Source organism: Candidatus Glomeribacter gigasporarum BEG34 (assembly GCF_000227585.1).
In the GTDB taxonomy this organism is placed as follows: Bacteria; Pseudomonadota; Gammaproteobacteria; order Burkholderiales; family Burkholderiaceae; genus Glomeribacter; species Glomeribacter gigasporarum_B.
Genome location: NZ_CAFB01000034.1, coordinates 47,971 through 73,848 on the forward strand (window position 1 = coordinate 47,971; position 25,878 = coordinate 73,848).

24 protein-coding genes, 3 tRNA genes and 3 pseudogenes are annotated in these 25,878 nt (G+C 55.1%); 12 read left to right on the top strand and 18 right to left on the bottom strand.

What is annotated here, in order from left to right; all coding sequences use genetic code 11:
• Positions 1-36: 36 nt before the first annotated feature.
• Positions 37-586 (top strand): annotated as a pseudogene (locus CAGGBEG34_RS00895) (recombinase family protein); the annotation flags it as partial.
• Between the two features lie 160 nt (positions 587-746).
• Positions 747-1,379 carry a tyrosine-type recombinase/integrase gene (locus CAGGBEG34_RS00900; RefSeq protein ID WP_050009262.1) on the top strand — a complete coding sequence of 211 codons (633 nt, stop codon included), beginning with the start codon at positions 747-749 and terminating at the stop codon, positions 1,377-1,379.
• An 83-nt stretch (positions 1,380-1,462) separates the two neighbouring features.
• Here CAGGBEG34_RS00900 and CAGGBEG34_RS00905 read toward each other — a convergent pair.
• The 5 genes and pseudogenes from CAGGBEG34_RS00905 to CAGGBEG34_RS00925 form a co-directional block, all read right to left on the bottom strand.
• Positions 1,463-1,553, bottom strand: a tRNA-Ser gene (locus tag CAGGBEG34_RS00905).
• Positions 1,554-1,615: 62 nt separating this feature from the next.
• Positions 1,616-2,755 carry a c-type cytochrome biogenesis protein CcsB gene (gene ccsB, locus CAGGBEG34_RS00910; protein ID WP_006682038.1) on the bottom strand — a complete coding sequence of 380 codons (1,140 nt, stop codon included), beginning with the start codon at positions 2,753-2,755 and terminating at the stop codon, positions 1,616-1,618.
• The gene (locus CAGGBEG34_RS00915) at positions 2,752-4,806 is read right to left on the bottom strand and encodes a cytochrome c biogenesis protein ResB (protein ID WP_006682039.1); all 2,055 of its coding nucleotides are present in this window, start codon (positions 4,804-4,806) and stop codon (positions 2,752-2,754) included. Before CAGGBEG34_RS00915 ends, ccsB begins: the two co-directional genes overlap by 4 nt.
• 55 nt (positions 4,807-4,861) lie before the next feature.
• Positions 4,862-6,016 (bottom strand): annotated as a pseudogene (gene coxB / locus CAGGBEG34_RS00920) (cytochrome c oxidase subunit II); the annotation flags it as partial.
• A 4-nt stretch (positions 6,017-6,020) separates the two neighbouring features.
• Complete coding sequence (locus tag CAGGBEG34_RS00925) at positions 6,021-7,004, bottom strand: methyltransferase domain-containing protein (RefSeq protein ID WP_006682041.1); 984 nt, start codon at positions 7,002-7,004, stop codon at positions 6,021-6,023.
• Between the two features lie 94 nt (positions 7,005-7,098).
• Between CAGGBEG34_RS00925 and CAGGBEG34_RS00930 the strand changes: the two genes are divergently transcribed.
• Positions 7,099-7,881: a ComF family protein gene (locus CAGGBEG34_RS00930; protein ID WP_006682042.1), complete on the top strand. Its 783-nt coding sequence runs from the start codon at positions 7,099-7,101 to the stop codon at positions 7,879-7,881.
• A gap of 10 nt (positions 7,882-7,891) precedes the next feature.
• Here CAGGBEG34_RS00930 and CAGGBEG34_RS00935 read toward each other — a convergent pair whose 3' ends face one another.
• The 8 genes from CAGGBEG34_RS00935 to CAGGBEG34_RS11515 all read right to left on the bottom strand — a co-directional run bounded on the left by CAGGBEG34_RS00935 (position 7,892) and on the right by CAGGBEG34_RS11515 (position 14,985).
• Positions 7,892-8,422, bottom strand: a complete 531-nt coding sequence (locus CAGGBEG34_RS00935; RefSeq protein ID WP_158641750.1) for a fimbrial protein — start codon at positions 8,420-8,422, stop codon at positions 7,892-7,894.
• A gap of 14 nt (positions 8,423-8,436) precedes the next feature.
• Positions 8,437-8,994, bottom strand: a complete 558-nt coding sequence (locus CAGGBEG34_RS00940) for a fimbrial protein (protein ID WP_158641751.1) — start codon at positions 8,992-8,994, stop codon at positions 8,437-8,439.
• A 26-nt stretch (positions 8,995-9,020) separates the two neighbouring features.
• Positions 9,021-9,932, bottom strand: a complete 912-nt coding sequence (locus CAGGBEG34_RS00945) for a fimbrial protein (protein WP_203224813.1) — start codon at positions 9,930-9,932, stop codon at positions 9,021-9,023.
• A gap of 80 nt (positions 9,933-10,012) precedes the next feature.
• Positions 10,013-12,508: a fimbria/pilus outer membrane usher protein gene (locus CAGGBEG34_RS00950; RefSeq protein WP_006682046.1), complete on the bottom strand. Its 2,496-nt coding sequence runs from the start codon at positions 12,506-12,508 to the stop codon at positions 10,013-10,015.
• Positions 12,509-12,586: 78 nt separating this feature from the next.
• Positions 12,587-13,372, bottom strand: a complete 786-nt coding sequence (locus CAGGBEG34_RS00955) for a fimbrial biogenesis chaperone (protein ID WP_042687338.1) — start codon at positions 13,370-13,372, stop codon at positions 12,587-12,589.
• A 102-nt stretch (positions 13,373-13,474) separates the two neighbouring features.
• Positions 13,475-14,020 (bottom strand): fimbrial protein, encoded by a 546-nt coding sequence (locus CAGGBEG34_RS00960; RefSeq protein WP_042687340.1) that lies wholly within the window; start codon positions 14,018-14,020, stop codon positions 13,475-13,477.
• 363 nt (positions 14,021-14,383) lie between these two features.
• Positions 14,384-14,460: transfer RNA gene (locus CAGGBEG34_RS00965), tRNA-Arg, on the bottom strand.
• Positions 14,461-14,643: 183 nt separating this feature from the next.
• On the bottom strand, positions 14,644-14,985 hold the full coding sequence (locus CAGGBEG34_RS11515) for a DUF192 domain-containing protein (protein WP_238984927.1): 342 nt from the start codon (positions 14,983-14,985) through the stop codon (positions 14,644-14,646).
• Positions 14,986-15,070: 85 nt separating this feature from the next.
• Here CAGGBEG34_RS11515 and CAGGBEG34_RS11520 point away from each other — a divergent pair, with 85 nt between their 5' ends.
• From CAGGBEG34_RS11520 to fabD, 5 genes and pseudogenes are all read left to right on the top strand, one after another.
• On the top strand, positions 15,071-15,238 hold the full coding sequence (locus CAGGBEG34_RS11520; protein WP_238984920.1) for a hypothetical protein: 168 nt from the start codon (positions 15,071-15,073) through the stop codon (positions 15,236-15,238).
• 188 nt (positions 15,239-15,426) lie between these two features.
• Positions 15,427-15,600 (top strand): 50S ribosomal protein L32, encoded by a 174-nt coding sequence (rpmF, locus tag CAGGBEG34_RS00975; RefSeq protein ID WP_006682049.1) that lies wholly within the window; start codon positions 15,427-15,429, stop codon positions 15,598-15,600.
• 33 nt (positions 15,601-15,633) lie between these two features.
• Positions 15,634-16,635, top strand: a pseudogene (plsX, locus tag CAGGBEG34_RS00980) (phosphate acyltransferase PlsX); the annotation flags it as partial.
• A 32-nt stretch (positions 16,636-16,667) separates the two neighbouring features.
• Complete coding sequence (locus tag CAGGBEG34_RS00985) at positions 16,668-17,657, top strand: beta-ketoacyl-ACP synthase III (protein WP_006682051.1); 990 nt, start codon at positions 16,668-16,670, stop codon at positions 17,655-17,657.
• Between the two features lie 38 nt (positions 17,658-17,695).
• Positions 17,696-18,673, top strand: a complete 978-nt coding sequence (gene fabD / locus CAGGBEG34_RS00990; protein ID WP_006682052.1) for an ACP S-malonyltransferase — start codon at positions 17,696-17,698, stop codon at positions 18,671-18,673.
• Here the strand turns inward: fabD and CAGGBEG34_RS09490 are convergent.
• Positions 18,619-19,056: a hypothetical protein gene (locus CAGGBEG34_RS09490; protein ID WP_158641753.1), complete on the bottom strand. Its 438-nt coding sequence runs from the start codon at positions 19,054-19,056 to the stop codon at positions 18,619-18,621. The two genes, fabD and CAGGBEG34_RS09490, sit on opposite strands and share 55 nt — an antisense overlap.
• Before the next feature lie 192 nt (positions 19,057-19,248).
• Entirely contained in the window at positions 19,249-19,542 is a 294-nt protein-coding gene (locus CAGGBEG34_RS12070) for a transposase family protein (RefSeq protein WP_081463694.1), read from the bottom strand.
• Between the two features lie 359 nt (positions 19,543-19,901).
• Here CAGGBEG34_RS12070 and CAGGBEG34_RS01005 point away from each other — a divergent pair, with 359 nt between their 5' ends.
• The 3 genes from CAGGBEG34_RS01005 (at position 19,902) to CAGGBEG34_RS01010 (ending at position 21,209) form a co-directional block, all read left to right on the top strand.
• Positions 19,902-20,387, top strand: a complete 486-nt coding sequence (locus tag CAGGBEG34_RS01005; protein WP_158641755.1) for a hypothetical protein — start codon at positions 19,902-19,904, stop codon at positions 20,385-20,387.
• 267 nt (positions 20,388-20,654) lie between these two features.
• On the top strand, positions 20,655-20,957 hold the full coding sequence (locus CAGGBEG34_RS12075; protein ID WP_420885871.1) for a transposase: 303 nt from the start codon (positions 20,655-20,657) through the stop codon (positions 20,955-20,957).
• A gap of 176 nt (positions 20,958-21,133) precedes the next feature.
• Positions 21,134-21,209 (top strand) — tRNA-Thr (locus CAGGBEG34_RS01010).
• Between the two features lie 372 nt (positions 21,210-21,581).
• On the opposite strand, the gene CAGGBEG34_RS01015 is transcribed toward CAGGBEG34_RS01010, so the two are convergent.
• From CAGGBEG34_RS01015 to CAGGBEG34_RS01025, 3 genes are read right to left on the bottom strand one after another with little or no spacing between them, the layout of a single operon-like run.
• Positions 21,582-22,151, bottom strand: a complete 570-nt coding sequence (locus tag CAGGBEG34_RS01015) for an MFS transporter (protein WP_158641756.1) — start codon at positions 22,149-22,151, stop codon at positions 21,582-21,584.
• A 51-nt stretch (positions 22,152-22,202) separates the two neighbouring features.
• Positions 22,203-23,903, bottom strand: a complete 1,701-nt coding sequence (locus tag CAGGBEG34_RS01020; protein ID WP_006682053.1) for a glycosyltransferase family 39 protein — start codon at positions 23,901-23,903, stop codon at positions 22,203-22,205.
• Between the two features lie 54 nt (positions 23,904-23,957).
• Complete coding sequence (locus CAGGBEG34_RS01025) at positions 23,958-24,353, bottom strand: Mth938-like domain-containing protein (RefSeq protein ID WP_006682054.1); 396 nt, start codon at positions 24,351-24,353, stop codon at positions 23,958-23,960.
• A gap of 199 nt (positions 24,354-24,552) precedes the next feature.
• Here CAGGBEG34_RS01025 and CAGGBEG34_RS01030 point away from each other — a divergent pair, with 199 nt between their 5' ends.
• Positions 24,553-25,731 (top strand): leucine-rich repeat domain-containing protein, encoded by a 1,179-nt coding sequence (locus CAGGBEG34_RS01030; protein ID WP_006682055.1) that lies wholly within the window; start codon positions 24,553-24,555, stop codon positions 25,729-25,731.
• Positions 25,732-25,878 lie beyond the last annotated feature (147 nt).

The window sequence follows — 25,878 nt, forward strand, 5'->3', positions numbered from 1 at the left end:
CCTTTCCACGGGTTTCAAGAATCTTTTGGCAGTCTCATGCTGATTGGGTACGCGCGCGTTTCTACGCAAGACCAAAATCTTACGCTTCAGAAGGATGCCTTACGCAGGCGGGCTGCCAGAAAATCTTTAAAGACAAGGCGAGCGCAGGGCATACAGCGCGTCCCGGGTGGGCTAAAACGCTTGAGATGCTGCGCCCAAAAGATACACGGGTGGTCGTCTGGAAGCTGGATCGCTTAGGGCGCAGTGTCAAACATCTGGTTGAACTGGTCGGGGGTTTATCCCAGCAGGGCATTCACTTCCGAAGCCTGACCGACGCCATTGACACCAGTACCCCAGCGGGCCGGTGCTTCTTTCACGTCATGGCATCTTTGGCCGAGATGGAGCGGGAACTGCTGCTGGAACGCACTAAAGCAGGCCTAGAAGCCGCCCGTCAACAGGGGCGAAGAGGGGACGCAAGCGAAAAATGACAGACAGCACACTAAAATCTGCTCAAAAGCTGCTGGTCAACGGAGTAGCCCCACGGGAGGTGGCCCGAAATCTGGGCGTTTCTGTCCCGACGCTTTATCGTTGGGTGCCCGCTGCTTCTCTGCCTGTATCAATTACTGCAAGTCTTAACGCACTCTGGTGTCCGTTTTCTGGGGCAACCTCATTTAGACTCCTCGCGGCCCTTCCCTCAGGCTTAGCGTACTCTGTCGTCCGTTGCGTGACGCGACCCCTACACGCAACACGATAATGCACGAGAACTTGTGAAACTTTTGGAATTCTTTCATGAAGCGCCACTTGAAGAAATCAAGCCATTGCACATCGCGCAATATCGGGATTGGCGCGTAGAAATGACGCGCAAGCGTTTACTACAATCAAAACGGAACGTTCCGATCAATGCAGGCCACGTGCGCGCCAATAGAGAGTTGGCTTTGTTTTCGCATATCTGGAATAAAGGCAGAGAGTGGGGGTACACAGAAAAAACGAATCCGTGCGCTGGTATTAAAAAGCATCGAGAAAAAGGGAGGGATGTGTATGTTGACAAAACGGGCACTCGATTACGGATTGAGATTACAGGCCGATTATCCTCTGTATTAACGCGAATCGCCGCTCGGAAAGCAGCACATAAGATTTATTCGCTCGCGCTGGTATGCGATGAAGAAGGAGCGCCATTAAGCCAAACTACACTGCGCTCGCGATTTGATCGAGCAAGAGAGAAAGCGGGTATTTCAAAACAGATGTTTCAGTTCAGGGATTTGCGCGCTAAAGCGGCCACTGAGAAAGAGCAGAGCGCAGGGATGGAAGAAGCCAAGAAACAGCTTGGCCATACTTCTGAAACGATGACAAAGCGGTATGTCAGAAACCGGATAGGTACTCTGGTCAAGCCAACCCAGTAAGCATTTTTGCGGAATATTCCGCAAAATAGGCCATAAAAGGCTCTTAAAAATAATCTGTTAAATTCCGCCAGAACCTAAGCCAGTGGCGGAAAGGGTGGGATTTGAACCCACGGTACGGGTTGACCGTACACCGGATTTCGAATCCGGCGCATTCGACCACTCTGCCACCTTTCCTATTGCTTGATCTCTATTGCCAGATGCCAGCGCGCGCCGATTTTAAGGTTCTGGGGACAAATCTACAACTGGCCGTAACTATGCAGGCCGGATAAGAACATATTCACGCCCAGAAAAGCGAACAGCGTTACCAGTAAACCGGCGAGCGCCCACCAGGCGGCCAGCGCGCCGCGCAACCCTTTGATCAGCCGCATATGCAGCCAGGCGGCGTAATTCAGCCAGACGATCAACGCCCAGCTTTCTTTTGGGTCCCAGCTCCAGTATCCGCCCCATGCGTCCGCGGCCCATAATGCGCCAAGAATCGTGGCAAGCGTGAAAAAGCTAAAACCGGCGGCAATGGCTTTGTACATCAGATCGTCCAGCACATCCAGCGCGGGCAGGCGGGATGTCCATAATCCGCGCTGCGCGAGCAGACGGGCCGCCGCCGCCATCGCCGCCAAGGCAAAGCCCGCGTAGCCGATAAAATTTGCCGGCACATGAATTTTCATCCACCAGCTTTGCAGCGCGGGAACAAGCGGTTGAATCAAATGTGCATCGCGCGTTGCCGAGTACCAAATGAGAAATCCAACCGCTGCGCTGATCAGAAGCAGCGCGAACGCGCCGAGCGCATGCGTCTGGTAATGCGCTTCATAATATAAATAAAACAGCGCCGTGATCAGGCAAAACAAGATGAACACTTCATACAGATTTGAAATCGGAATATGGCCGACGTCCGCGCCGATCAAATAAGACTCGTACCAGCGCGCCATCATGCCGGTTGCGCCCATCAGCACCGCGCTCCAGCACAGACGCATGCCAAGATTGAATCCAAGCGGCGCGCGCGCACATACGCCAATCCAGTAGAAAATGGTGGAGAACGCAAATAATGCGCTCATCCACAAAATTGCTGACTGGCTCGACAGTGCATATTTGAGGAGAAAGACCTGTTCAGCGCGCGCCAGATCGCCGCGGTAAAGCGTAATCGCTAGCAGGGACAGCATCGCCACTGCGCTGATCAGCGCTCGTACGGGTTTCCAGCGCATGCCAAGCGCGCCGAGCGCGAACGCTGCGCCGATCAAAATGAGCCGCTCATAGCCATCCATCGCGGCGTGGTAGCGCGTAAGCAGGAAGAGCGCACCCGCAGCCAACGCGAAGGCATACACGCCATCAAAAGGCGTGAATCGGCTGAATCGGGCGCGCATTAGGGCAATCACGGTTTTCATCGATCTGCTTCGGACGCATTCAGGGCCGCGCGGACGTTGTCGCGCAGATGATTGAATTCGTTTTCAAAGTCAACGGTGCGGCGCGCCGTTGACATCGCCATCAGTACATTGACTTGAGCGTCATCGTCTTTCAACCAGAACCAGAGACGCCGTTCACGGATAAAAAACATTGAGAATACGCCCAGCACCAGCAACGCGCAGCCTAAATACACCCACTTTTTGCCAGGCGCGCGCGTGAGCTGAAACACCGATGCTTTGACTTCATTAAAGGTATTCAGTTGCAGCAATACCGGCGCGCGGTAAAAAAAGTGGTCAGACAATGCATTCATGGCGGATTGTACAAAACGGCGGTTCGCCTCTGTCTCCTTGAGCGCCGGCTCGCCGGCTCGCGCGCGAGAGACTTGCCACAGTTCCCATACCGCGCCTTCCAGCACGCGCAGCAATAATTGCGCGGCCCGATTTTGCTCTGGCTTTGGCACCGAAGACTCAATAAAGTCCGCCACTGCGGCAAAACCGCCGATAGCGCGCGCGCGGCGCGGCTGTATTTCGGACTGACCCGCAAAAAGCGCCAGCACGCGCGCGGCGCTCTGCTCGGCGCGCGCACGCAGCCGCGGCTCAGGCGATTGCAGCGCGGCGGCGAATTTCCGCGCCGCGGCTGCGTGCAACGCGGGATTCGCCAGCGCGGCGCGCAATTGCATCCATTGTCGCAACGTCCCTTCAGCGTCCGCCGGAATGCGCAGATAGCGGAACGGCTCATTGGGATTTTCGCGCAGTCCGGCCAGAAAAACGCGCTCGCCGTCGATGTCAACCGGCAGCATATAGGTATTGAATTCGCGCGCGCCGCCGCTTTGATCGCGCAATATATATTGCAACGAAGGGCCGATATTGCGCAACTGAACCGGTTTCGATGCCTTCGCGCCTGAGCCAAGCCGCTCGTCGAATACTTCACGCAAGCCGCGCTTTTTTGCAAGGCCGCGCGCATCTGTTTGACCGGCGCCGTCCGCGATATTTTCGACGTTGATCGCGCGCAGGCCCGTCCATTCAACTGTTTCGCCCTTCTGCGCGCCAGCGATCTGCGCGGATTCGCCAACCGTTCCGCTGAGTTTAAAGGCGGATGTGCGCGCGCCCCTCATTGGATACGCGCTTAAATGCACCGTTGAGCCGCCGTCTTCAAAGCTCGATTGATAAATCGCAATTCCGCGGTAAATAAAGGGTTTGTTCACTTCGACGCGGGCGGGGATGCGCGCGCCATTGGCATGATCGATCACCACAATATCGCTGGCGAACCGCTTCGGCATTCCGGTCGAGTAATACTCGACGATAAACTGATTCAGTTGAATGGAAAAAGGCAAGTCTTGAATCAGAACGCCATTGCCGCGATTCAGAACCGCGGTCGATACATATCGCCCTTCCGGCACCCACGCTTGTGCGCGAAAACTCGGATTGGCCGCCGGCAAGCGGTGTTCGGGCGGCACTTCGGCAATCGTCATATTGCCGTGCAGCGGACTTTTGTTGAACCACCACATCTGTAGCGTCACCGGCAGCGAACCGTCGAGCAATCCGCCCGTGCAGATCACAATAATCCCCAGATGTGTCCAGAGATAGCCGAGCCGGTTCAGTGCGCCGCGCTTTGCGGTCATCAGCGTTGCGCCCGCTTTTTCCTGTTGACGCTGGCGATAGCCCTGCGCCTCGACCAACCGGGACAGCCGCGCGGCCATTTCGGTGCGCGAACCCGCAGCATGAAAAGAGGCTTGATGGCCAAAGGCGCGCAAACTCTGTTCCTGGACTCGATCTTTCCAGCTGCGCAGATCGGCCACGATTTTAGGGCCATGATTCGCGAGACATACCGACAGCGAAATTACCAGAAAAAGCAGAATCGCGGTGAACCAGGCCGAGCCGTAGACGTGAACCAGGCCGAGCGCGTCAAAAATTTCAGCCCAGAACGGGCCGAACTGGTTGACGTAGTTTGCATAGGGCGCTTGTTGCGTGAGCACCGTGCCAATGACGCTCGCAATGGCCAGCACCACCAGCAGGCCGATGGCGATGCGCATCGAACCTAAAATGTGAAGAATGGAACGGCAACGTTGGCGCACGGCGAATACGCTAACGCAATGCAGACACTTGTGCAGGTTGCACAATCTCTCCCGTCTGATTATTCCAGGCATTGCGCTGATAGGTGGTTACAGCGGCGATTTCTAGATCGTTCAGCGTATGCGCCCACGGCGGCATTTGCCCTTTGCCTTGAAGCACCAGTTTTAAATGCGCATCCAGCGGCCCGCTCGCCACCGCCCCGCCGTCAATCGCTGGAAATGGTCCGATGCCTTTGCCATTGTCCTGATGACACACTGCACAGTGCATTGCGTACACTTGCCTGCCGCGCGCCTTGAGTTCATCCATCGTCAAGACTTCTTTCACTGCTAGATGAACTGCTATTTGACCTTTTTGCGCGCGTTCCACCCACTGCGCATAGTCCGCCCCGGAGAGCACTTTCACCACGACCGGCATATACGCATGGTCTTTTCCGCATAATTCTGTACAAAAACCCCGGTACGTACCGACCTTATCCGCTTTGAACCACGTGTCCCGCATCACGCCCGGTATTGCATCTTGCTTGACGCCGAATGCCGGCACATACCATGAATGAACCACATCGCTTGACGTGGTCAGAATGCGGATTTTTTTATGCGCCGGCACCACCAGCGGATGATCCACTTCCTGTAAATATGTCTCGGAGATCGGGCTTCGGCCATTGACTTCATCGCGCGGCGTTGTCAACGTCGATAAAAACTGTACGCCCGTGCCCGGCCCCTGAAGATATTCATAGCCCCACTTCCACTGATAGCCGGTGACTTTTACCGTCAAATCCGGATTTGTTGTATCTTTCATCCGCATCACCGTTTGCGTCGCGGGCAAGGCCATCAGCACAATGATCAATAACGGCGCCGCCGTCCAGAGGATTTCAACCGCCATATTTTCATGGAAATGCGCGGGCGCGCGTCCTTTAGATTTGCGGTGCGCAAAAATCGAATAAAACATCACGCCGAACACGCCGACGAAAATCACGCCGCAGATTGCCAGCATCAGGGTGTGCAAGCTGTATAAGGTTTGAGCGATTTCTGTGACCGGCGTCTGGAAATTCATCCCGTTCACCGGGGGCAAACCCTCTTTATCTTCGAGCGCCCAGACTGCGTTTGCCCACGCGCCGCCGGCCAGAGCCAAACCATTTTTCAGGATATTCCGTGTTTGAGCGATGATCTTCATAATTTCATCGAATGATGTGATGGCTGCTTTTTGAGCGCCCAAGAATATTTTCAAGTTTTACAACCCCATATCCTTCCGGCGATGAGGTGGATGTCCGCGCGCGCTCTTTCCAGGCGTGGCCGTAGACCACTTCAAAAGTCAGTTCGATCTGGCCGCCGCAGGCAGCGCGCTGCGCCTCCAGCGCTGCGGTCAGCGCGGCGTACCGGCGTCGGCCCGTCAGTCCATCCAGCGAACGGTTGCAAGGATACGCGCCCCAGCGGCGCACATCGTTGAGCAATGCGGCAGGCGAACGGTAAGTCAATGTCAGCATTTCCATATCCATCACCGGCGTTTCAAAGCCGCTGCGCGCCAGTATATCGCCCAGATCGTGCATATCGATAAAAGGAATCACGCGCAGCAGCGCATGCGCGGCGTCCGCGGCGCACCATGCGGCGCGCAATTCGCGCAACGAATCCGGCCCCAGCGTGCTGAACATCAGCAAACCGCCTTTTCTCAATACCCGTTGCCATTCAGTCAACACTTCATCCGGTCGCGCATGCCAATGCAGCGCAAGATTGGACCATAGAAGATCGAATGTATCCGCCGCGAACGGCAGCATTGCAAAGTCCGCCTGCACGACCGGCCAACGGCGCGCGCGCACGCTTCTGGCAAACAGACTGAACCAGTGGCGCCGCGCAGGCGGCGCATCCGAGGCTCCGCAGTGCGCCCGCGCGCCCATACAGTATGAAAGATCAACTCCGGTGACAGCGGCCTGTGCAAAACGCGCCGCCAGAAGCGGCAAGTCCGCGCCGGGGCCGCAACCCGCATCGAGCGCGCGCGCGGGCGCGAGCTTGATATAGTCCAGACGTTCATGCATCCGGCGGGCGATTTCGCGCGGCAGAAAAGCGACTTCGCCAAAGCGCGCCGCGCGGCGGTCAAAAATCCGGCGTATCCGTGCGCGCGCAGCGCGTGCATCGTCACGCGCATGCGGTGTCAAAACGTCTGGCATACGGCTCTGGCATATGGCCAATATTGAGTCTGTTTTCAGAGAAAATAGCCTATATTGCTGGATGCCTTTCTCTTAAGCGACTGGATAGGGTGTGATGCGCTCTACTCTCAGCGCGGCGGCCGGCCGCGCGCGCCGCCTCTTCTCCACATGCATACGGATGGGTCTGCCCTGCCGCTGCGCATTATGCGACGCGCTCTCGCCCGAGCCTGTATGCAGTGCGTGTATGCGCGCGCATTGGCCTGCGCCTTCCGCTGTCTGCGCGCGTTGCGTCCAGTGCGCGTATCCGCTGAATATCCATACGCGTTTGGAAAGCGGAAGCGCGCCGCTCTGCGGTCAATGTATCGCAGCGCCGCCGGCATTCGACGCGACCCTTGCGCTGGCCGACTACGCCGCGCCGCTTGATACACTCGTCGCCGCGTTGAAATTCAGGTCTAAACTCGCGCTTGCGCCTCTATTCGCGCAGCAGCTCGCCACGCGAATCCACCCCGCCTTTTTAGACTCCAGGAGGTCTTGCCCCGATCTCACCCTGCCCGTGCCGCTCTCCAGCCGCCGGTTGATCGCGCGCGGCTATAACCAGGCGTGGGAAATTGCGCGTCCTTTGGCGCGCATGCTTGGCCTGCGCGCGCATCCAGCGCTTCTTGAACGCATCATCGATACGCCGCCGCAAACCTCGCTTCCCGCGAAAGCGCGCCGCCGCAATATGCGCCGCGCTTTCGCCTTAGCGCACGCGCATCCAGCCTTTGTGCGCGGCCGTCATATTGCGGTGGTCGATGATGTGATGACATCCGGCGCAACGCTGGAATCTGTTGCGCGCGTTCTGAAGCGCGCCGGCGCTGCGCGCGTGACGAATTGGGTGGTATTGCGCACGCCTAAATAGAGCGTACAGGTTATTGGTAAATCAGCACCATTTGAACCGTTGCCTTGACCGTGCCAGGCCCCACTGTTGCCTGGCCTGTTTTTTCTATCTGTGCATGCAGTGGTTTGCTTCCGGTGCCATCATTTTTTAAGAAAATGAGTTTGACATCGCCCGGCGCGATCGTTTCGCTTGTTCCATCGAGTCTTTTCTCGAACATTCGGATCGATACGTTGTCTGCGTCGCCTTGATTCATAAATCTCGTGGGATTTTGCGTGTCGGCGGTGCCATCGAACCGGACCTGGATTGCGCGCCGATTCAAATTTTCCGGAGGACACTTGCTAATTTTCACTTCAAAACTTCGCTCAGGCGTATTTAATTCATCATTGAGTGTGCTGGCCAGATGCGTGCCAAGATCCACCTGAACATCTTCGACTTCGCAGGTATCCGCAATCACTTTTCCGTTCAGTTCCAGCTCAAAATCAGCCGCGCCAACCGGCAGGCACAGGATGACAGAACTGCTTACAAGAAGCCATTTCAATACCTTCGCGGATAGCGACTCCATGATTTTTTGCGCTTTCATTCGTAAGACATCGTCACTCTGACCACTGACTGTACATCGCCGTTGCTGGCTTTGCCTTTGGGCGTAAACATGTCTGCATTCAAATCGACTTTTACGTTCCGCTGTTTATCGATCTCAAAGGTCCGGACCGCGCCGTCAAACCAGCGCACCGCTTCATTGGAAGGATCGGCCCCGCTCCAAATCCGTATCCCGACATTTTGGGCAGCCTTCCCGCCGCTCAACGTATTGGCGAATACCTTTGCGTCATCCGCATGCGGACTTCCCTGAATCGCCATCTTAACTTTGCTCATTCCGGGCGGGCATTTGGACAAATTCAGCGTAAACGCCCCTGCAGGGCTATGGCTGTTCGCCGCTTGCATCTGACTGTGACGCGCCAACGGCAGAGTGAGCTTGACTGCCGTGCCGTTATCGACTGTGCATGGCTCTGCAAAAACCGTTGCGGTAAAAGTAAGCCTCACCTGGTCATTTGTTGCAAATTCAGGCGGGAGCGCTCTAGCTCTAGATACACTTGCCGGGAATGCCGCTGCGAAAGCCAGCGCTAATATGAGACTCAACCTCATTGCTCGAACACTCATCATATTTACTCATAGGAAAGCTGAATGGTGGCCAATGCGGAGAAATCGCCCAGCGCAATGGCGCCGGTTGCGCTTTTCTTCTTCAGGCGCGCGCGAAAACTCAAAACCGTGTCGTCCCTACCGTTGTTGCTATATTGGTGATCTGTATTAAGCACGAAAGGCGTACTGCTTCCATCTGCCCGATGCTCCCGTAGCTCTACCACGAATCCTTTCGCCTGACTGCCTTGGTTTGCATTAATCAACCCCTGTGCAGGTGCATCTGAGTCTGCATTCACATTGACTGTAATGTCGACTGCTTGGTCGCATTTCAGACTGACTGAAAAATTTCTAAAGGACATTCCTGTCGCTGACTCCAGCACAGTTGTGGAAACCCTGCCCAACGGAATCGTCGGATTTCTATTATCGGGCGTACAGGGCAATACTTTGACCGCGCCGCCTGCTGCAACAGAAATTGCCAAGACGGGTAGCGTTTGGCTGTCCGCAGTGAGAATTGCAGCGGACCCGTAAACTCCGCCGTTGATCTGCGCTCCAAATGTGATTGGCCCGGTCTTCACCAGCTCGAACGCCAAGTCTTCCATTTCGACTGTATTGGGCCATCTCCAACTACCCAAATTGCGTGTAATTTGGAAAGGAAATCGATGTCTTGAATTGAGAATCCGGTATCCAACTCCATCCACATTGGTACGGTAAACCTGATTTGGCTCAAGAGGCTCGCCTGGGACGCCGTTGTTGAGCCCAGTCGCACTCATTGTTCCATTACAGCCTATATTAATATTTGTAATAAATTGCGGGTTTGGCGCTGGAACAGGCGTACGCCAGATCACCCTCCCGACCGGCGTGTTTGAATCCACAGGAATCGCGGCTGGGATTTGAATGCTGGGCAAGCGAGTGGCAGCCTCTATCCATTCCGGCTTCAATGCACACTGCGCATAAGCTGCGCTGCTCAAGACGCTGCCCATCAGGATAGCGCAGACGGTTACGGTTTTGAGATATATTTTCATGGCGTTGGATTCTCTATAGGTTCAGGTGCGCCTAGACAGGGGATTTCATACTGTTCATAAAAGCGGCTGGCCGGCGCTTTTTCGGGTAGAGTATCCAACGCAATCTGGCAGCTCTGCTGCGCATCTTTGCCCCATTGGACCGTCAGACGGTCTCCTTTCTGAACCCCGGAGACAAAGACTTGTCCGTCCGCGCCCGCAATGCCGATGTCCTTGCCCTGCGCATCAAGAATCTGCGCGCCCAATGGGACTGCCTCGCCGTTGCCGCGCTGCGCAGTAATCAGCATACGCCGGCCCAGCCGCGTTTCAAACACCGCCCGCACCATCGCGCCTCGGGTCGGTACGACCTCGGCCGCGGTATGCTCGATTTCTACCTGTTCGCCCAAATCTTCGGTCAACAGCGCAATGCGGTTGCGGCGGTACGGATTCAGGGATGGCACTACCGCATAGCCGCGCCGGTCGGTGCGCACCCCTTGCTGATTCTCCAGTCTGACATGCGCCGCGCCAGGCGCCACCACCAGCGCAATCGTGTCCTGCAACGGCTGGCTCAAGGTCAAACCGCCGCGATGCAATACCATACCGCCGCCCAGATTGACCGAGGCGCGCTGATAGCCCGCGCCCACGCTATACCCGGCATCGACGCGGCCAACGCCGCCCGCGTAGCCCAGGTTGAACGCGCCGTTTGCGCCGCCGCGCGCGGCGCCGATATTCACGCCATAATTCAGATTGTGCTGCTCCAGCAGCGTTCCAGAGGCGCTTGCGCGATGCGCAACGCCTTGACCGGTGATATGGCTGACGGTATAGCCTGTGTGCACGCTGTGTGCGCGCGTGCCGAACAGATCGAGCGGCATCGAGGCACTCAGCGAGAGGCTGTTTGAATATCCGCCGTTGTAATGGCGCGTACGCGCGGCGTACACACCATAATTTAAACGCCAGAGACTGGCGTTGTAACCGAGCTGCAACCACTGGTCGCGACCGCCATGATCCCAATACGTTTGCTGGTTGGCCGTCAAATTGAACGCGCCATAACGGCCCAGGCTTTGCCAAAGTTGAGCTTCAACGCGGGCGCGCCGGTGGGGACGGGAAGAGGATGCGCCCGATTGCGCCTGCACCGCTTCGCTGAAATCGAAATAGCCTGAAGTGGAATAGCGCTGGCCGAGCAAACGGAAGGTGGTGCCATAAGGCAACAGCGATTTGGCATATAACGCGCGCCAGCTTTGGCCCTGCGCGTGGCGGCCATCCGGGAGCGCCGTGCGGGCATGCGTCAGATCCACCGAAACAGCGCCCCACGCGCCCAGATTCATACCCGCGCCGAACAGGCCGGCGACATATTGCCTGGATGCGGCCAACCCCGTATACGCGGTCAGATCGTGCGGCAGGCCGTAGGTCAATGAACCGCGTACAAAATTGGGTTGCGCGCCTTCGTCGCCGTGGCGATATTGGCCTGCGGCGATCTGATAGCGGAAGGCGCCTTCGCGCAGCATGATCTCCGGCACGGCAGAAAGCGCCTGGGTATAGTGCGTCTCGCGTCCGTCCGCTTCGATCACCACCACTTCGAGATCGCCCGTTGAAGCCGGATATAGATCGCGGATTTCAAACGCGCCCGGCGCAACGTACCTTGTATCAATCACATAACCATTTTGCCGGATTTCGACCTTGGCATTGGTCTGCGCAAAACCGCGCAGCACTGGCGCGTAGCCTTGCAAACTGTCCGGCAGCATCTGGTCGTCAGACGCAAGCTTGAGGCCGCGCAATCCAATGCCATCCCTCCAGACGCCATCGCTTGCGAAGCTGTCCCCCAGCGTGAGATGGCTGCGCCAGGAAGTGATATCGCGTTCGGCGTATGCGGAGATAGAGCGCCATTTCGGCCGGCCTTCCAGAGACGATTTGCTCAGGCTGGAATTGTGCCGAAGCCGCCACGCGCCCATATTGATCCCGCTTCTGAGGCCCAAAAACAGGTCCTGATGATGGCCGCTTTCCTTGCGATGCGTATTCGATGCGCTTAGACGATAGTCCAACAGCGCCGCCGCCGCGCCGGTGTCCCATTCTTTCGGATCCACGCCGCCGCGCGCGACTTGGCGCAGCGCAATCTGCGGAATGCTTAGGTTCAGTCTCTGCTGGCCAAGATCAAATGCGACTTGTGCGTTTTCAACCGCCGATTCTACATCCAGACACTGCGTTTCCTCCGCTGCGTTCAGCGCCGGAAATACATTGAGCAATACGCCCGCCGCCTCAAGCAGTGCCCGCCGGATACAGGGTTTTGCGCTTGCATCCGGCGCGGGCGCGATGAACTGCACCTCACGCTGCTCGACGAAATTCTGGTTGACATACACATCCACCCGGTAGGTTCCGGGCAGCACATATTCACCTTTTGAAAAAAGGGATAAATCGACTGCTTGCTGTGGATCCGACTGATGCAGAAAGCCTGGATTAAACTCAACCTGAGCGATCTCGGCGGCCTGCGCGGCCCGGTCGCTGAACAGCAGCGCGCACATGAAAAGACCTGCCGGAGCAAGGCGACGCGCCAGCGCAGAGAATGGGGACTTCATGAAAACAAGATGAAGGAACAGGCTCTATATGCTGGGCTGATTGCTTGCCTGACCACGCGCCGGAGCCTCGATCTCCGCTTGCACCGGATCTGAAACGCCGCCGTAATCATTGATATAACGATAGCTCAGCGTATAACGCTGGCCGGCGTTATACGGCGGCGGCGCTTGAATCTCCAGACGCTGGCTGCTTTTCGCGGGCACCATCTCGGCTTTGATTTGAGTCTGTTTGCCCGCGCCTTCGAGCTTTACCTCGGATAAGTTGACCGAAAACGGCGTCGGATTCTCGGCGATCAATGCTGGCCGTCCCTGCTCGCCTTCACGGACGATCTGCCACTGCAATTCGCGCCCCGCCTTGAGCGCGCTTTCCTTGGCAAGCGCAGGCGGCCGGTAAAACAGTTTGATCCGGGTGCGCACCGCAATCTGCAATACATTTTCCTTATCGGACTTCGGCGGAATTTCCTGCACATTCAGCCAGTACACCGACTCCCGGTCTTCCGGCAAACCGTGCCCGGAATACATGATGCGGACATTGTTTTCCTTGTCCGGATCAAGACGGAAAATCGGCGGCGTCAGCGCGAACGGCGTTTTGGCGCGCGCGTTCTCGCTGCCGTCATCCAGCCAGACCTGGACGACATAGGGCGTCTGGCTGGTGTTCTTGACCGGGATCGACGCCTTGCGCTTGGCGCCGTCATACACAACCCGCGTTCCGCCGACCAGAATGCCCGCCTGCGCCGGCAGCGCCGCCGCGCACAAAGCGCCCGCCCAGAGGGCGAGCCGCACCTTTTTCAAGGCTGAAATAAATTGGAGCATGAGTGATCCTGAAATTTGCTCTACCCTATATCATCACTCAAGCCCGGCTGAGGATACGCATCAGCCGGGCTTGACAGAGGAAAGCGCATGGATATGTATGGGTTAAGGATAATTAATATCGAGATTTACATTCCCCTGAAAGTTCCCCGCCGCCGGGGCATTATTTCCGATCTGTTCAAATGTGGCTGCAGAACGTACTGTATGGTTCGCACCAGTGATATTAAACGCAGTTGAATTCGCGTTCAGATTCAAAAGGGCCGTTTGGTCTGTATCATACAGCCTGATCCCGACGTCCTGTCTCTGGGTGTTGTTAGTAGTATCAGTCACAACTAATAAGTCGGTGTTAGCTGTCGCCCCTGTTCCGTTGTAGGTTACCGTAACACCCCTGAACGTTGGACAGTTCACCAATTGGATATCAAATGGTACGATACGGGATCTCGCTCCAGCGTTCCCGAACTGCTGGCTAAAGTGCGTACCCAATGGCACTGTCATTTGCTGATTATTGCCCTGTATCTGGCAGGCTGTTGCAGTAATCACGCCGTTAAAATCGATTCTCCCCGCCCTTACTGTAGTCTGCGCTCCCGCACCTGAAGAAATACTGCCCATCGCTGCCGCGGTCATCCCCATCAAAATGAAGCGTTTCATCATTTCTCCTCATTAAGTCAGAATTAGAAGATTTGTCAACAACATGATTGAAGGTGTTATTGATAGACCGAATGCTAATTTAACTGGAAGCCCGTATAAATAAGCCTGCTCTTTTTCAGGCGGCAGATCAATCTTATTTTAAACGGCATTTTTCTTATGCTTTATGAATCAAGCACTCTCATGATGAGATACTGAGCCCCATAGAGCGCTGGCACAGATTGATTCTAGAAATCCTAGGTCGCGTTCTCAATTAAGCAAGCCATTTGGCGCTGTGATTCCAATGTAAATAGCTGCAATGGCACCCTGCAAAGAAAAAGCCCCTTTAGCGCCGCAACGCTTAAGGGGCTGATTTTAAAGGCATTTTAATGGCGCGGCTGGCAGGATTCGAACCCACGACCCCTTGGTTCGTAGCCAAGTACTCTGTCCAACTGAGCTACAGCCGCCTAAGAGCATTTTTCAGCGGCTTGCCTGGAGTCGCTTTGCGCTCGCCGTATGGTCCCGCTGCGGGGTCGCCTCCATCGCGCAGCGAGGCAGACCTGCTCCACCCGCATCGGTCCCGTCTTCGCGCTCGCTCTTTGGAAAATTCGCTGAAAAATGCTCTAGCGTCCAAATTATAACAACAAAATTCAGCGTCTTGGTAATCCATCAATTTTCGTGCCGGGTTTTACGTCTTTAGACGCATACCATCCTGAGTTCATTTCGAGTGCATAGCGCACAGGCCGCACAGGACAATGCGAGTTTAATGTTCCAGGCTGCATCTCATCCATGTTGGCAATGATGCCCGCTTCATCGATAAAAGCGATAGAAAGCGGAATCTTGGTATTACGCATCCAGAAACAATACTGATCTGTTCGATCGAACACAAATAGCATGCCATTATCCGGTTTAAGAAAAGTTCTAAACATTAACCCCCTGGCGCGGTCAGCATCATTCTCAGCGATTTCCGCCTTCACGGAATACGCGCCCACGCTCAAATGAACGACCGGAAGAATCTTCTGTTCAGGGGAAAGGGCGCCCTGAGCGTTGGCTGTACTCGCCAGCAACCACGCGCCGATGAGCAGCAGAAAGCGTCTGCTGCTAGAGCATTTTTCAGTCGATTTGCCCGAGGAGCGAGCGCGAAGACAGTATGGGGATCGATGCAGGCGGAGCAGGTCTCCATCGCGCAGCGATGGAGGCGACCCTGCAGCGATCCCGAATACCGAAAACGCGGAAGCGACATAGGGAAAATCAGTGAAAAATGCTCTAGTTAAAGCATTTTTCACTGAGCGCGTATCAGGAGCAAGCAAAGAAGCAGCCTTCATCGCATTTACATCAGGGAAATATGAATTCATGGGCGTGAGCAGTTGAGCGCATCGCGTCTCTGCGCAGTCTCTTGCCATGCTAGAATCTGCGCTTTTCCGGAGCATATCATGGCTGTTCAGCAAAATAAGAAATCGCCGTCAAAACGCAATATGCGCCGCTCACACGATGCACTGCGCAATCCAACGCTCAGTATTGAGCCGTCTTCAGGAGAAGTTCACTTGCGGCATCATATCAGCCCGAATGGCTATTATCGCGGCAAGCAAGTGATTCAAAAAGTCTAGCCGGGCTCACCTTGGAAGGATAGCCCCCTTGGCATGACTATCCACATCGCCATTGACTGTATGGGCGGCGATTACGGCCCGTCCGTGACTGTTCCCGCCGCGCTTCATTTCCTGCACGCCCATCTGGATGCCGAACTGATTCTTGTCGGGCAAACCGGGCTGATTCAATATCAGCTTGAAAAACATAAAACGCTTCGCTCTAAATCATTCTCCGTGCATGCCGCCAGCGAAGTTGTGGCAATGGATGATCCGATTGAAATTGCGCTGCGCAAGAAAAAGGATTCGTCAATGCGGATTGCGCTGAGCTTGGTGAAAGCAGGCCAGGCGCATGCGTGTGTATCGGCGGGCAATACCGGCGCATTGATGGCCATCTCCCGCTATATGCTGAAAACACTGGCCGGCATTGAGCGGCCGGCGTTCGCCGCCGTGATGCCGCATCTTTCGGGCGGCACCACCATGCTTGATCTGGGCGCGAACATCGATTGCAGCCCGCGGGAGCTGCTGCGCTTCGCCGAAATGGGGCACGCACTGGTATCCGCCATCGAAGGCAAGGAAAAACCGGCCATCGGCCTGTTAAACATCGGCGAAGAGATGACCAAAGGCAATGAAACTGTCAAACAGGCAGGCGAACTCTTGCGCGCGAGCACGCTGAATTTTTACGGAAATGTGGAAGGAAACGATATTTACAAGGGAGTCACAGATATTATCGTCTGCGACGGCTTTGCCGGCAATGTGGCGCTGAAGACCTCTGAAGGACTGGCCAAAATGCTCGGCGATATGATCTGGCAAGAATTCTCCCGCACGCTGCCGAGCAAAGTGATGGCGGCGCTCGCCTGGCCGGTGCTCAGGCGCCTCAAGCATCGCGTTGACCATCGCCGTTATAATGGCGCGGCATTGCTCGGTTTACGCGGACTCGTGATTAAAAGCCACGGCTCAGCCGACGCTTGCGCCTTTGAATGGGCGATTAAACGGGGCTATGATGCGATCAAAAACGGCATCCAGGAACGCCTTGCCCGCGCCGTTGAAGAAAATAACGGGAACAGCGCCGCACGCGTATTGCCTATATCATGACGCAATCCCCTCTATATTCACGCATCATCGGCACGGGCAGCGCTGTGCCGCCGGATTGCGTAACGAATCAGGAACTGGCGGGCCGGCTCGCGGCGCGCGGCATTGAAACGAGCGATGAATGGATTGCAACGCGCACCGGCATCCGCCAACGGTATTTCGCTGCTCCAGAAGCGATGACGAGCGATCTGGCGCTGACCGCATCGAAAAACGCACTCCGCGCGGCGGATATTGACCTGCAGTCTATCGACCTGATCATCATCGCCACCTCCACGCCCGATTTTGTCTTGCCCAGCACGGCCTGTGCGCTCCAACGCAAACTGGGATTACGCAACCATTGCATCGCATTCGATCTGCAAGCCGCGTGTACCGGTTTTGTGTATGCACTCACGATTGCCGATCAATTCATTCGCGCTCGCGCATGCCAGACTGCGCTGGTCGTCGGCGCTGAAATCTTTTCCCGTTTACTGGACTTTAATGACCGCTCCACCTGCGTATTATTCGGCGACGGCGCGGGCGCGGTCGTACTGCAGGCTTCTGAACAGGCGGGCGTAATATCCAGCGCTCTGCATGCGGATGGCCGCCATACGGATATTCTGTGCGCGCCCGGCCGCGTCAGCGGCGGCGCGATATGCGGTCAGGCGTTTGTGACAATGGACGGCCAGGCGGTTTTTAAGCTCGCGGTCCATCTCCTTGAGAAAGTCGCGCTTGAAGCACTGGATAAAGCGCGCATGAGCGCGGCGCAGATCGATTGGCTGATTCCCCACCAGGCGAATATCCGCATTATGCAAGGCACCTGCCGCAAACTGGGACTGCCTCTGGAGCGTATGCTCGTAACCGTAGACCAGCACGGCAATACCTCATCGGCATCGATTCCGCTCGCACTCGATGAGGCGGTGCGCGATGGCCGTATTGCGCGCGGGCACACGATCATGATTGAAGGCGTTGGCGGCGGGCTGACCTGGGGCGCCGCCGTCATTCGTTTCTAAAGTGACGCAGTGCAAGCCGCTGAAAAATCCTCTGACTGATGAAATTTGCCTTTGTTTTTCCCGGCCAAGGATCGCAGTCCGTCGGAATGCTGAATGTATTTTCCGGGTGGCCAGTCGTTCAGGAAACGCTGGCGCAGGCTTCAGATATTCTGGAACAGGATATCGGCGCGCTGATTGCCAATGGCCCAGCCGATGCGCTGAATCTGACCTTCAATACGCAACCCGCAATGTTGACCGCAGCCTATGCGGTCTACCGCGCGTGGCGCGCTGCGGGCGGGCCAGAGCCGGCGATGGTTGCAGGACATAGCCTAGGTGAATATACGGCGCTGGTCGCCGCCGGCGCGCTCGCTTTTGACGATGCGCTCAAGCTCGTGCGTTTCCGCGCGCAGATCATGCAGGAAGCGGTGCCGGAAGGCGCAGGCAGTATGGCCGCGATTCTTGGACTGGACGCTCAGAGCGTTCGCGCGCTATGTACTGCAGTCAGTGCGCTGGGCACCGTCGAGGCCGTGAATTTCAACGCACCGACGCAAACCGTCATCGCCGGCCAGCGCAATCCGGTCGAGACCGTATGCAAACTGGCGTTGAGCGCCGGCGCGCAGCGTGCAGTGCCATTGCCCGTATCGGCGCCCTTTCATTCTTCATTGCTCAAACCTGCGGCGGACCGGTTAAGCGCTTATCTATCCCATGTTGAAATCCGCGCGCCGCGGATTCCAGTCGTCAATAATATTGATGTTGCTATCGCATCCACGCCTCAGGAAATCCGCGACGCGCTTGCGCGGCAGGTGGCCGGCCCGGTGCGCTGGGTCGAATGCGTGCGCAGGCTGGTTCTGGAAGGCGCAACGCAGATTATTGAGTGCGGCCCCGGCAAAGTATTGACGGGACTGACCAAACGCATTGACCGTTCGCTGGGTCATGCGGCCATCCATGATCCGGCGTCATTGGAGAGCGCGCAACTCAACGATCAGTCTGACGCAGAATCTGCATTCAAAACCGCTGAGATTAAATCAAGTCGTTGAGTCCGGGCGGAATGGATAAAAAAAATGATCGTCCGGCAATTCATGCAATAAAAAGGGGCTGAAGTCTGATCACGCCAGTTCAGCATATGCCCGCGCGAGACCATCGTATCCTCGGTTCCATAAAACGCCGTAATTGGATACGCCAGCAGCGGCTCCGCAACACACGGGTATGTACTGGATACAGCACAATCAGCGCGCAGCACCGCCGGAAGAGAGTCGGCGCAGCGTTGCATCAGCGCGGCGATTTGTGCGTGCTGCGGGATTCCGGCATGCGTTGTGCGATAAGCGGCCAGCGCCTGCTCAAGCGCAGCGCGCGCTGCCGCTGCGTTCGGCAATGCCGCATTGACGGCCAAGCGCATCGAGCGGCTGCCGGAATAGTGCATAAGTGGCTGGCGCGATCTCTGCGCTCTCACCCGCGCGAGCGGCGGGGGGATCTCTGACCTCTCAGCCGCCTGATTGTGGATTGCCGCTGGCTGTATGGAGCCGGACTGGCCGCTGGCGCGGCAGCCGTCTGTGCAGCGCGGATGGCCTGCGGCGCGCCTTGCTGGATGCCTTCCGAATAGATACCCGCACGATCACGCGCCACGATATGCAGGGTGACAACGAAAACGTCGAACTTCCATTTCCAGCGTCACGCGCCCACCGATGCAGGGCACATCTTCTGCCTGCCGCCAGTCATGACCATGAACTTGACCGCTGACCGCATGGCAAGCAGTACAACGGGCGCTGCCTTCTTGCCCTGCAGGGTCGCAATCCGCCGGCTGCCAGTCCGCTGCCAACCTTTGATGAACCTCCCAGGCAATTCCAGTCACTGCCAGGCAAGGATGAACACATGAATTGAACTCCCAGACAAAACCTGGTAGAACCATTCAGGGCGTCTGTGCATACCAGGCGCTTCACGCCAAGTGAGGAAGAACCCCGCTTAATTCTTGAGCAGACGGTGTATACACGTGGATCACTTTTCGATGTATATCAACACAACACCCAAGCCAGTGGCGGAAAGGGTGGGATTTGAACCCACGGTACGGGGTTACCGTACACCGGATTTCGAATCTGCCGAATAAATCAATAAAATTATGAGTTTATAAGCTATTTTGCTCCGCAATTGCTTAAAAAGGCATGCCCCTAAGTACGCATATTTGCTATATGGAATTCCAATTTGCGGAGCAAAATTCGATCTATTTTTCCTGACGTTAGTCGTCCTCTGGAGACAGGAGTCTCCCTGCGATTGAGTGAGCTGCGCCGGACAGATGGGAGAGGGCAAGCCTCGAATCCGATCCGCAAGTCAGGAGAAAAGCTAAGGATTCCAAATATCAATGGGGCGTTCAATCGGATGAAAGCTTATGGGGGGGTTGAGGTCAGTAAACATACCTTGGATGTCCAGATGGGCCCCGTTGCTTTTCAAGTCGCCCATCAAGCATCCGGGCTGCGAGCGCTGATCCAGGCACTGAAAAAGTTGATCCGTGAAGGAAATGAGTGGGGTGCGGTTGTATGCGAAGCCAGTGGGGGCTATGAAACAGCTTTGGCCTCCACTTTACAAAAAGCAGGCGACCCTGTACACCTCGCCCATGCGAATAAAGTGAGCGCTTCGCTCAATGCAAAGGGGATTGAGCAAAAACGGACAAGATGGATGCCAAGCTTATCCAAGAATAGGCCACTGCGATGCAGATGCAGGCGGATGAGCCCCTTTGATCACCCGAACAAGAGCCATTAGGCCATTGGCTCAAGCGCCGTGAGCCATGAGGCCAGGACAGGCAGCGGGAAAGAAATCCCCTGGAACACTGTCAAGACGAGCCTATCAAGCGCTCTTTGGAGGCGCATATCCGATGGCTGGACAAGGAGATTGCCAGGATTAAGGCAGCCATCCAACAGCAAAAAAGCACAACAGAAATGCAATCGACGCACGCCTTGCTGACCTCCGTTCCGGGCGTTGGAGATTGAACCGCCTGGCATCTATCGCTTTTTTACCAGAACCAGGTCGGTGCGCTCATCCGTCGTTGGCCGCTTGGGTAGGCCTCGCGCCCTTCCATCAGACAGCGGAAAATACAGAGGTAAACGCTTCATTGAAGGCGGGCGGGCACTCGTGCGTAAGACGCTTTATATGGCAGCTTTTGCCTGTACTCGATGGAATCAGGATTTAAAAACCTTTTACGAGCGCTTAAGAGCCCTTGGAAAATCCGCAAAAGTCGCGTTCATCTCTGTCCTTCGTACATTGTTTTCTGTCCTCAATAGCGTTGTTCGGCGTCAATCTCCTCGGCAGGAACAGTTAGGGAAAACGGCTTGACCTTCAATTAAAGATGCTCCAACCATTTGTACTGAGCATTCCCGTAGATCAACTGAATAGGTTCTTGGAATAATCTGCTCCGTTTTCAAAAAATAATGAAGAATGCTCTAAATAGGCAGAATTGCGGAACAAATAAAATCGCCCGATTGCTTTCAATCCCTTATAATTCAAAGCTTGCCGGCTTAGCTCATCAGGTAGAGCGGATGATTTGTAATCATCAGGTGGCGGGTTCAAGTCCTGCAGCCGGCACCATTGGTATCGGCTCACTATTTGTTTTATAAAGAAAATTCTCGCAGTTTGGCGTAACTGATAAAAACTATCTTCCATTCAACCCTTGTGAACTGTCTGGTGATCACCAGGATAGGAGTGCGGGATCGGCTGATTTGGGTGGGGCGCCGGACAAAGGTAATCGGGTAATTTTCTTGCAGGAATCGACGGAAACGTTTATCCCATCAGGCATACTCAGAATTGCTTTTTCCGGAGGGCTTACCAAAAACAGGGTTGAGTGATAAAGATCGCTGACTGCATCAAAGTGCATCAAAACGCAACACTTCCGCTACGTGTAAAATGCCCTTCATCCCTTTCTGCAGACCTTCCTTAAGCGAAGTTCATTGTAAGAATGTTCTATCGGCCAACAATTTCATTGCCCGCATCCTTTGGCAATCGAAGCGAATATCTGATAGATGCAAGCGTCATTAGACCCACGGCAATAAAGGCGGGCCGGAAATCCTGTACGACCAGCATTTGATGTGCCTGGACGAAACTCGATATTTGCAGAATAAATGCCCCAATGGTTACGCCTGTTCCAGCAGCCAGTTCGCGCGCGACGCTTTCAAGACTCGTTGCAGCGGCAATCTGGCCAGAACGGACGTCTGCATAGGCAAGCGCATTCAGGCTGGTAAACTGCAAAGAGCGGAAACAGCCGCCGGCGAGCAGAACCGCGAACATGGCCGCATAGGATGTGTACGCCGTGAAGCCAGCGATAGCAGCGATTGAAAGTGAAACGAGCGCCGCGTTTGCCGTTAATATCGCGCGAAATAGGAAACCGCCCAGCACGCTCGTGCGAAAGGTCTGCACGCACAGTATCGAGCCGCCCATAAAAACGCCGATTGCCGCGCGGAAGATGTTGCGTGCGCCAAATTTGTCCGCCATCCAGCCGGACATTGGAATGAAGCACAAGAGCGCGCATGCCACGATGGAAGCAACGAGGAAAGAGGAGGAACGGATAAGAGCGCGGGACACGTATCAATCGGGGCCAGACTGAGGTTTGGTCACTACAACGCGACGCATATCGCGCGCAACAACGCGCATCGGCACGCTGCGCGCGACCAGTTCGAGATAAAGCGCAGGAGACATCAGGGCGAGCGCATCGCGACCGTTTTTCCAGCGTTCAATCCACGCCTCAATCGTTGGAATCCATTGATGCGGTTCCTGCTCGATGCCGAAGCGTAATTCATCCGGATGTTGAACCATGATCATCATGCGCCGCAGATAAAACGGCATCGTATGGTCGAGCATATTGACCGAATAGAAAGGCGCATTGGGCGGCAATTGCGCGAGTTCCGCGCGCACCGGCTGGATTAGGGCGATGCCCGCGCTGGCGCGGCCAAATATCTCGTGCGCATTACCCGCAATCATCGTTGCGAGCAGCCATCCAAACGCATAGAGAACAAGGCTGCGCTTCATGGCGCGCGGCTCGCCGCTCCGGCTTATCCAGGCGGATAGCGCAACATTGAACGCTGCAACAGCGAGCGAAATATAGGCCCAGACTTGATACGCGCGGTATAGCGTATTTGGCGTGCGCGTATGGTTACCGAACCGGATCAGGTAGAGCGCGCCAATGCAGCCAAGCGCAATCAGCGCTGCCTGTCCAATCAAATGACGGCGCCACTGCACGCTTGTGATGCATGGCAGATTGAAGCCCAACAGAAGCGCAAGCGCAGGCGCTACGGGCAATATATATGAGATGAGCTTTGAATACGAAAGGCTGAAGAAAATAAAAATAAACGCAATCCAGATGACCAGCAGCAAAGCCGGCTTGAAGCCGTTGGGCTGGCGCGGCATTTCGAGCGCGCGCCGGATGCTCCGCCACAAGATTGAAACCCACGGCAGAAAACCGGCGATGATGACCGGAACGAAATAATAAAAGGCGCCTGGACGGTTCTGCTCAGGCGTCAGATAACGTCGGAAATGCTGGACGATAAAGAAAAACTCGAAGAAAGCGGGATAGCGGGACTGAATCAGCACAAACCACGGCGCTGCAATGGCGCTAAAGATCAACACGCCGCTCACAAGATAAAGCCGCCTCCAGAGCGCCCAGTCGCGCGCGATCAGCGTATAGAGCGCGAGCGCTGCACCTGGCAACAGCACGCCAACCAGCCCCTTGGTGAGCACAGCCAGCGCCATGGAAGCCCAGCATAGCCACATCCAGCCGCGCCGCGCGGCAGGCCTTGCATCCGGGCGCTGCGCGAGCAGGAAGGTGCATAAGCACATCTGCATCCAGAATGCAAGGCCCATATCGAGCACATTAAAATGCCCAAGCAGATTCCAGTAGGGAGATGAACCGAGCGCGAGCGCGGCATGCAGACCCGCCTGCGGGTTAAAAAGGCGCGCCCCAGTCAATCCGATCAACAATACGCCAGAAAAACTGCACAACGCGGTATAAAGACGCGCCTGCCAGTCGCCAATGCCCAGCCAGGCAAAGCTCGCGGCATTGATCCAGGTCTGCAGCGGCGGCTTCTCAAAGTACAGATAGCCGTTATAGCGCGGCGCGAGCCAATCACCGCTTGCCAGCATTTCACGCGCCATTTCAGCGTAGCGGCCTTCATCGCTCGGAATCAAATGGCGGATATTGAGCTGCGCAAACCAAAGGATTGCAAAAACAGCAACAAGCGCAGTCCATTGCGCGCGCGGCGACGCGAAACGCTTCTCTAGGGCATTTTTCATACGGAACGGTGCAGCGGCACAGTGCAAGCCGTTGAAAAATGCCCTAACACGGAATCAGGCATCAGGGCCGACTAATAACGCCGCGGCAACTCTGCGCCCTTCAGCCGCCAGAATATTGTAGGTGCGGCAGGCGGCATGACTGTCCATCGTTTCGAGCGCAATATTGCGCTCCACAAAGGGCGTCATCAGCTGGGGGGAAGGAAAACGCAAGCGCGCGCCGCTGCCGAATAGCAGCAGTTCGATCATTGCTGACCCGGAAAGGGTCTGAATCAAATCCTGGAAGCAGGCGTGGGTCAGCGCAGCGAATGAAGGCGCCGGCCAGGCGCGCACAGGGCCTTCGGGCATCACAATAATGCTATGTGTATACCGTATGCCGTTGACTTCAACAAAAGCGCTGCCATAGGCCGTAATGCCTTGATGCGCGCCTGAATTGTCTGGCTGTAATTTCAAAGCAGTACGCGGAAAACAGGCAGGGGCGGGTCCAGAAAAACACAGTATACCCCTCACACAGTTCAGGCTTAAGCCCGATAGCAAAAGCCGGATCGATCCCTAAAATGATTCTTATCTCTTATTCAAGCCCGGAGGAATATATCCGCAATATTCCAGAATCCAGCACGCAGCCTTTCAATTTCATACATGAGGTGACGCTATGCTTACAGGAACCTCTCTCTCATCTGGAATGTATTTACCATATGAAATCATCTCGGAAATATTTAAATATACGCTGGACGCCAGGCCGCTCAATGAATACTCTTTCTGTCTAAATGATAAGAGCGAACCTCGTAATCTTGAGTTGATCAGCAGATGGTTTGAACGTGATGTTAAAAGAATTTTAAGAGAAGAGCGCCCAGAGATTATGCGGGCGATAGCGGCAGGGGCATTGTCGCGTATCGCGCTCCACTGGACGGGTGATATGGAAAAGGTCGGCCCCCAAAGGGATTTATTTGTAAAGAATGTGAAATCAGTCACTGAAAGATGTTCTCACCTTGCGCTGGACCTGGATGATATTCTTGCATGTGGAGCGGGATACGGATTATCTGCAACAGACATCCATCATTCCATCACGACCATTCTTGAGGTGATTAGAAACCAATATCAAAAGGATTTTCCTATCCAATCTTTTGAATTCAAAGCCCCGGCGGCAGTCAACTTTTCCAGTCCGGGTTTTTTCCGGGCTTCAGGGCATTTTGAAACAGGTTTTATGCGGCTGTTTTTGGAACTGGGCGATATTGCCGAAAACGCCAGAGATCAAAAGATCCGATTTTTGCTGGATCTGGGCGGCAGCGGTATCAAAGACGATGATATACATGATTTGACCGAAATGCTGGGCCTGAATACTATCATCATTGAAAAACTGGATCTGTCAGAGAATAGTTTCAGTCTTCAAGGCATCACTGAATTAGTTGATCTTTTTAAAGACAAGCCTGTTCAATCCTTATATTTCAGGAATTTCCGTTCTTCAAATATCGGAACATTATTCGATTCTTTGATACAGGCTTCCAGAAACATCAACCTCGGGCTTCTGGATATCTCAGGAAGCGTCCTGAGCGACGACGCATTCACTGGATTATGCGCTTTAATCGGCAGTAATGCCGACATCAAACGGCTGAATATTAAAAACTGTAGGATTAACAATATGCCCGGGAGAGAGCGATTGTCGGAATCTATCCACATCAATACTCATCTTCGCACACTCGACTTATTGGAGAAGCCTATTGATATTGGCAATCATCGTCATTCCTTCTCTCTAGACGACTTTATTCAAAAAGAAGCAAAGCTGAAGGTTGAGGGCACAAAAGCCCGTCAATCTGTGAGACAGCTTGCTTAAGCATGCTTAAGTTGATCTTGCGCTCTTTCGCAGACGCTCTGCCGATATTTTAAATCAGCGATACAATAACTGTCGTTCAGAGATGCATTAAAAATGCTGAATGGTTTTTTGTCCTTCATTCAAGATTGAGAGGTGATGATGCTCAAC

What these genes read in the sequence shown, in the direction of transcription:
- CAGGBEG34_RS00950 (WP_006682046.1), bottom strand. Translation starts at nt 12,508, where the DNA reads ATGTGCGCGCTGCTGTTCAGCGACCGGGCCGCGCAGGCCGCCGAGATC.
- CAGGBEG34_RS12070 (WP_081463694.1), bottom strand. Translation starts at nt 19,542, where the DNA reads ATGGTTCTACCAGGTTTTGTCTGGGAGTTCAATTCATGTGTTCATCCT.
- ccsB (WP_006682038.1), bottom strand. Translation starts at nt 2,755, where the DNA reads ATGAAAACCGTGATTGCCCTAATGCGCGCCCGATTCAGCCGATTCACG.
- fabD (WP_006682052.1), top strand. Translation starts at nt 17,696, where the DNA reads ATGAAATTTGCCTTTGTTTTTCCCGGCCAAGGATCGCAGTCCGTCGGA.
- CAGGBEG34_RS00985 (WP_006682051.1), top strand. Translation starts at nt 16,668, where the DNA reads ATGACGCAATCCCCTCTATATTCACGCATCATCGGCACGGGCAGCGCT.
- CAGGBEG34_RS00935 (WP_158641750.1), bottom strand. Translation starts at nt 8,422, where the DNA reads ATGGAGTCGCTATCCGCGAAGGTATTGAAATGGCTTCTTGTAAGCAGT.
- CAGGBEG34_RS01020 (WP_006682053.1), bottom strand. Translation starts at nt 23,903, where the DNA reads ATGAAAAATGCCCTAGAGAAGCGTTTCGCGTCGCCGCGCGCGCAATGG.
- CAGGBEG34_RS11520 (WP_238984920.1), top strand. Translation starts at nt 15,071, where the DNA reads ATGAGCAGCAGAAAGCGTCTGCTGCTAGAGCATTTTTCAGTCGATTTG.
- CAGGBEG34_RS00930 (WP_006682042.1), top strand. Translation starts at nt 7,099, where the DNA reads ATGCGCTCTACTCTCAGCGCGGCGGCCGGCCGCGCGCGCCGCCTCTTC.
- CAGGBEG34_RS00925 (WP_006682041.1), bottom strand. Translation starts at nt 7,004, where the DNA reads ATGCCAGACGTTTTGACACCGCATGCGCGTGACGATGCACGCGCTGCG.
- rpmF (WP_006682049.1), top strand. Translation starts at nt 15,427, where the DNA reads ATGGCTGTTCAGCAAAATAAGAAATCGCCGTCAAAACGCAATATGCGC.
- CAGGBEG34_RS00915 (WP_006682039.1), bottom strand. Translation starts at nt 4,806, where the DNA reads ATGCGCATCGCCATCGGCCTGCTGGTGGTGCTGGCCATTGCGAGCGTC.
- CAGGBEG34_RS01030 (WP_006682055.1), top strand. Translation starts at nt 24,553, where the DNA reads ATGCTTACAGGAACCTCTCTCTCATCTGGAATGTATTTACCATATGAA.
- CAGGBEG34_RS00960 (WP_042687340.1), bottom strand. Translation starts at nt 14,020, where the DNA reads ATGATGAAACGCTTCATTTTGATGGGGATGACCGCGGCAGCGATGGGC.
- CAGGBEG34_RS00955 (WP_042687338.1), bottom strand. Translation starts at nt 13,372, where the DNA reads ATGCTCCAATTTATTTCAGCCTTGAAAAAGGTGCGGCTCGCCCTCTGG.
- CAGGBEG34_RS09490 (WP_158641753.1), bottom strand. Translation starts at nt 19,056, where the DNA reads ATGCACTATTCCGGCAGCCGCTCGATGCGCTTGGCCGTCAATGCGGCA.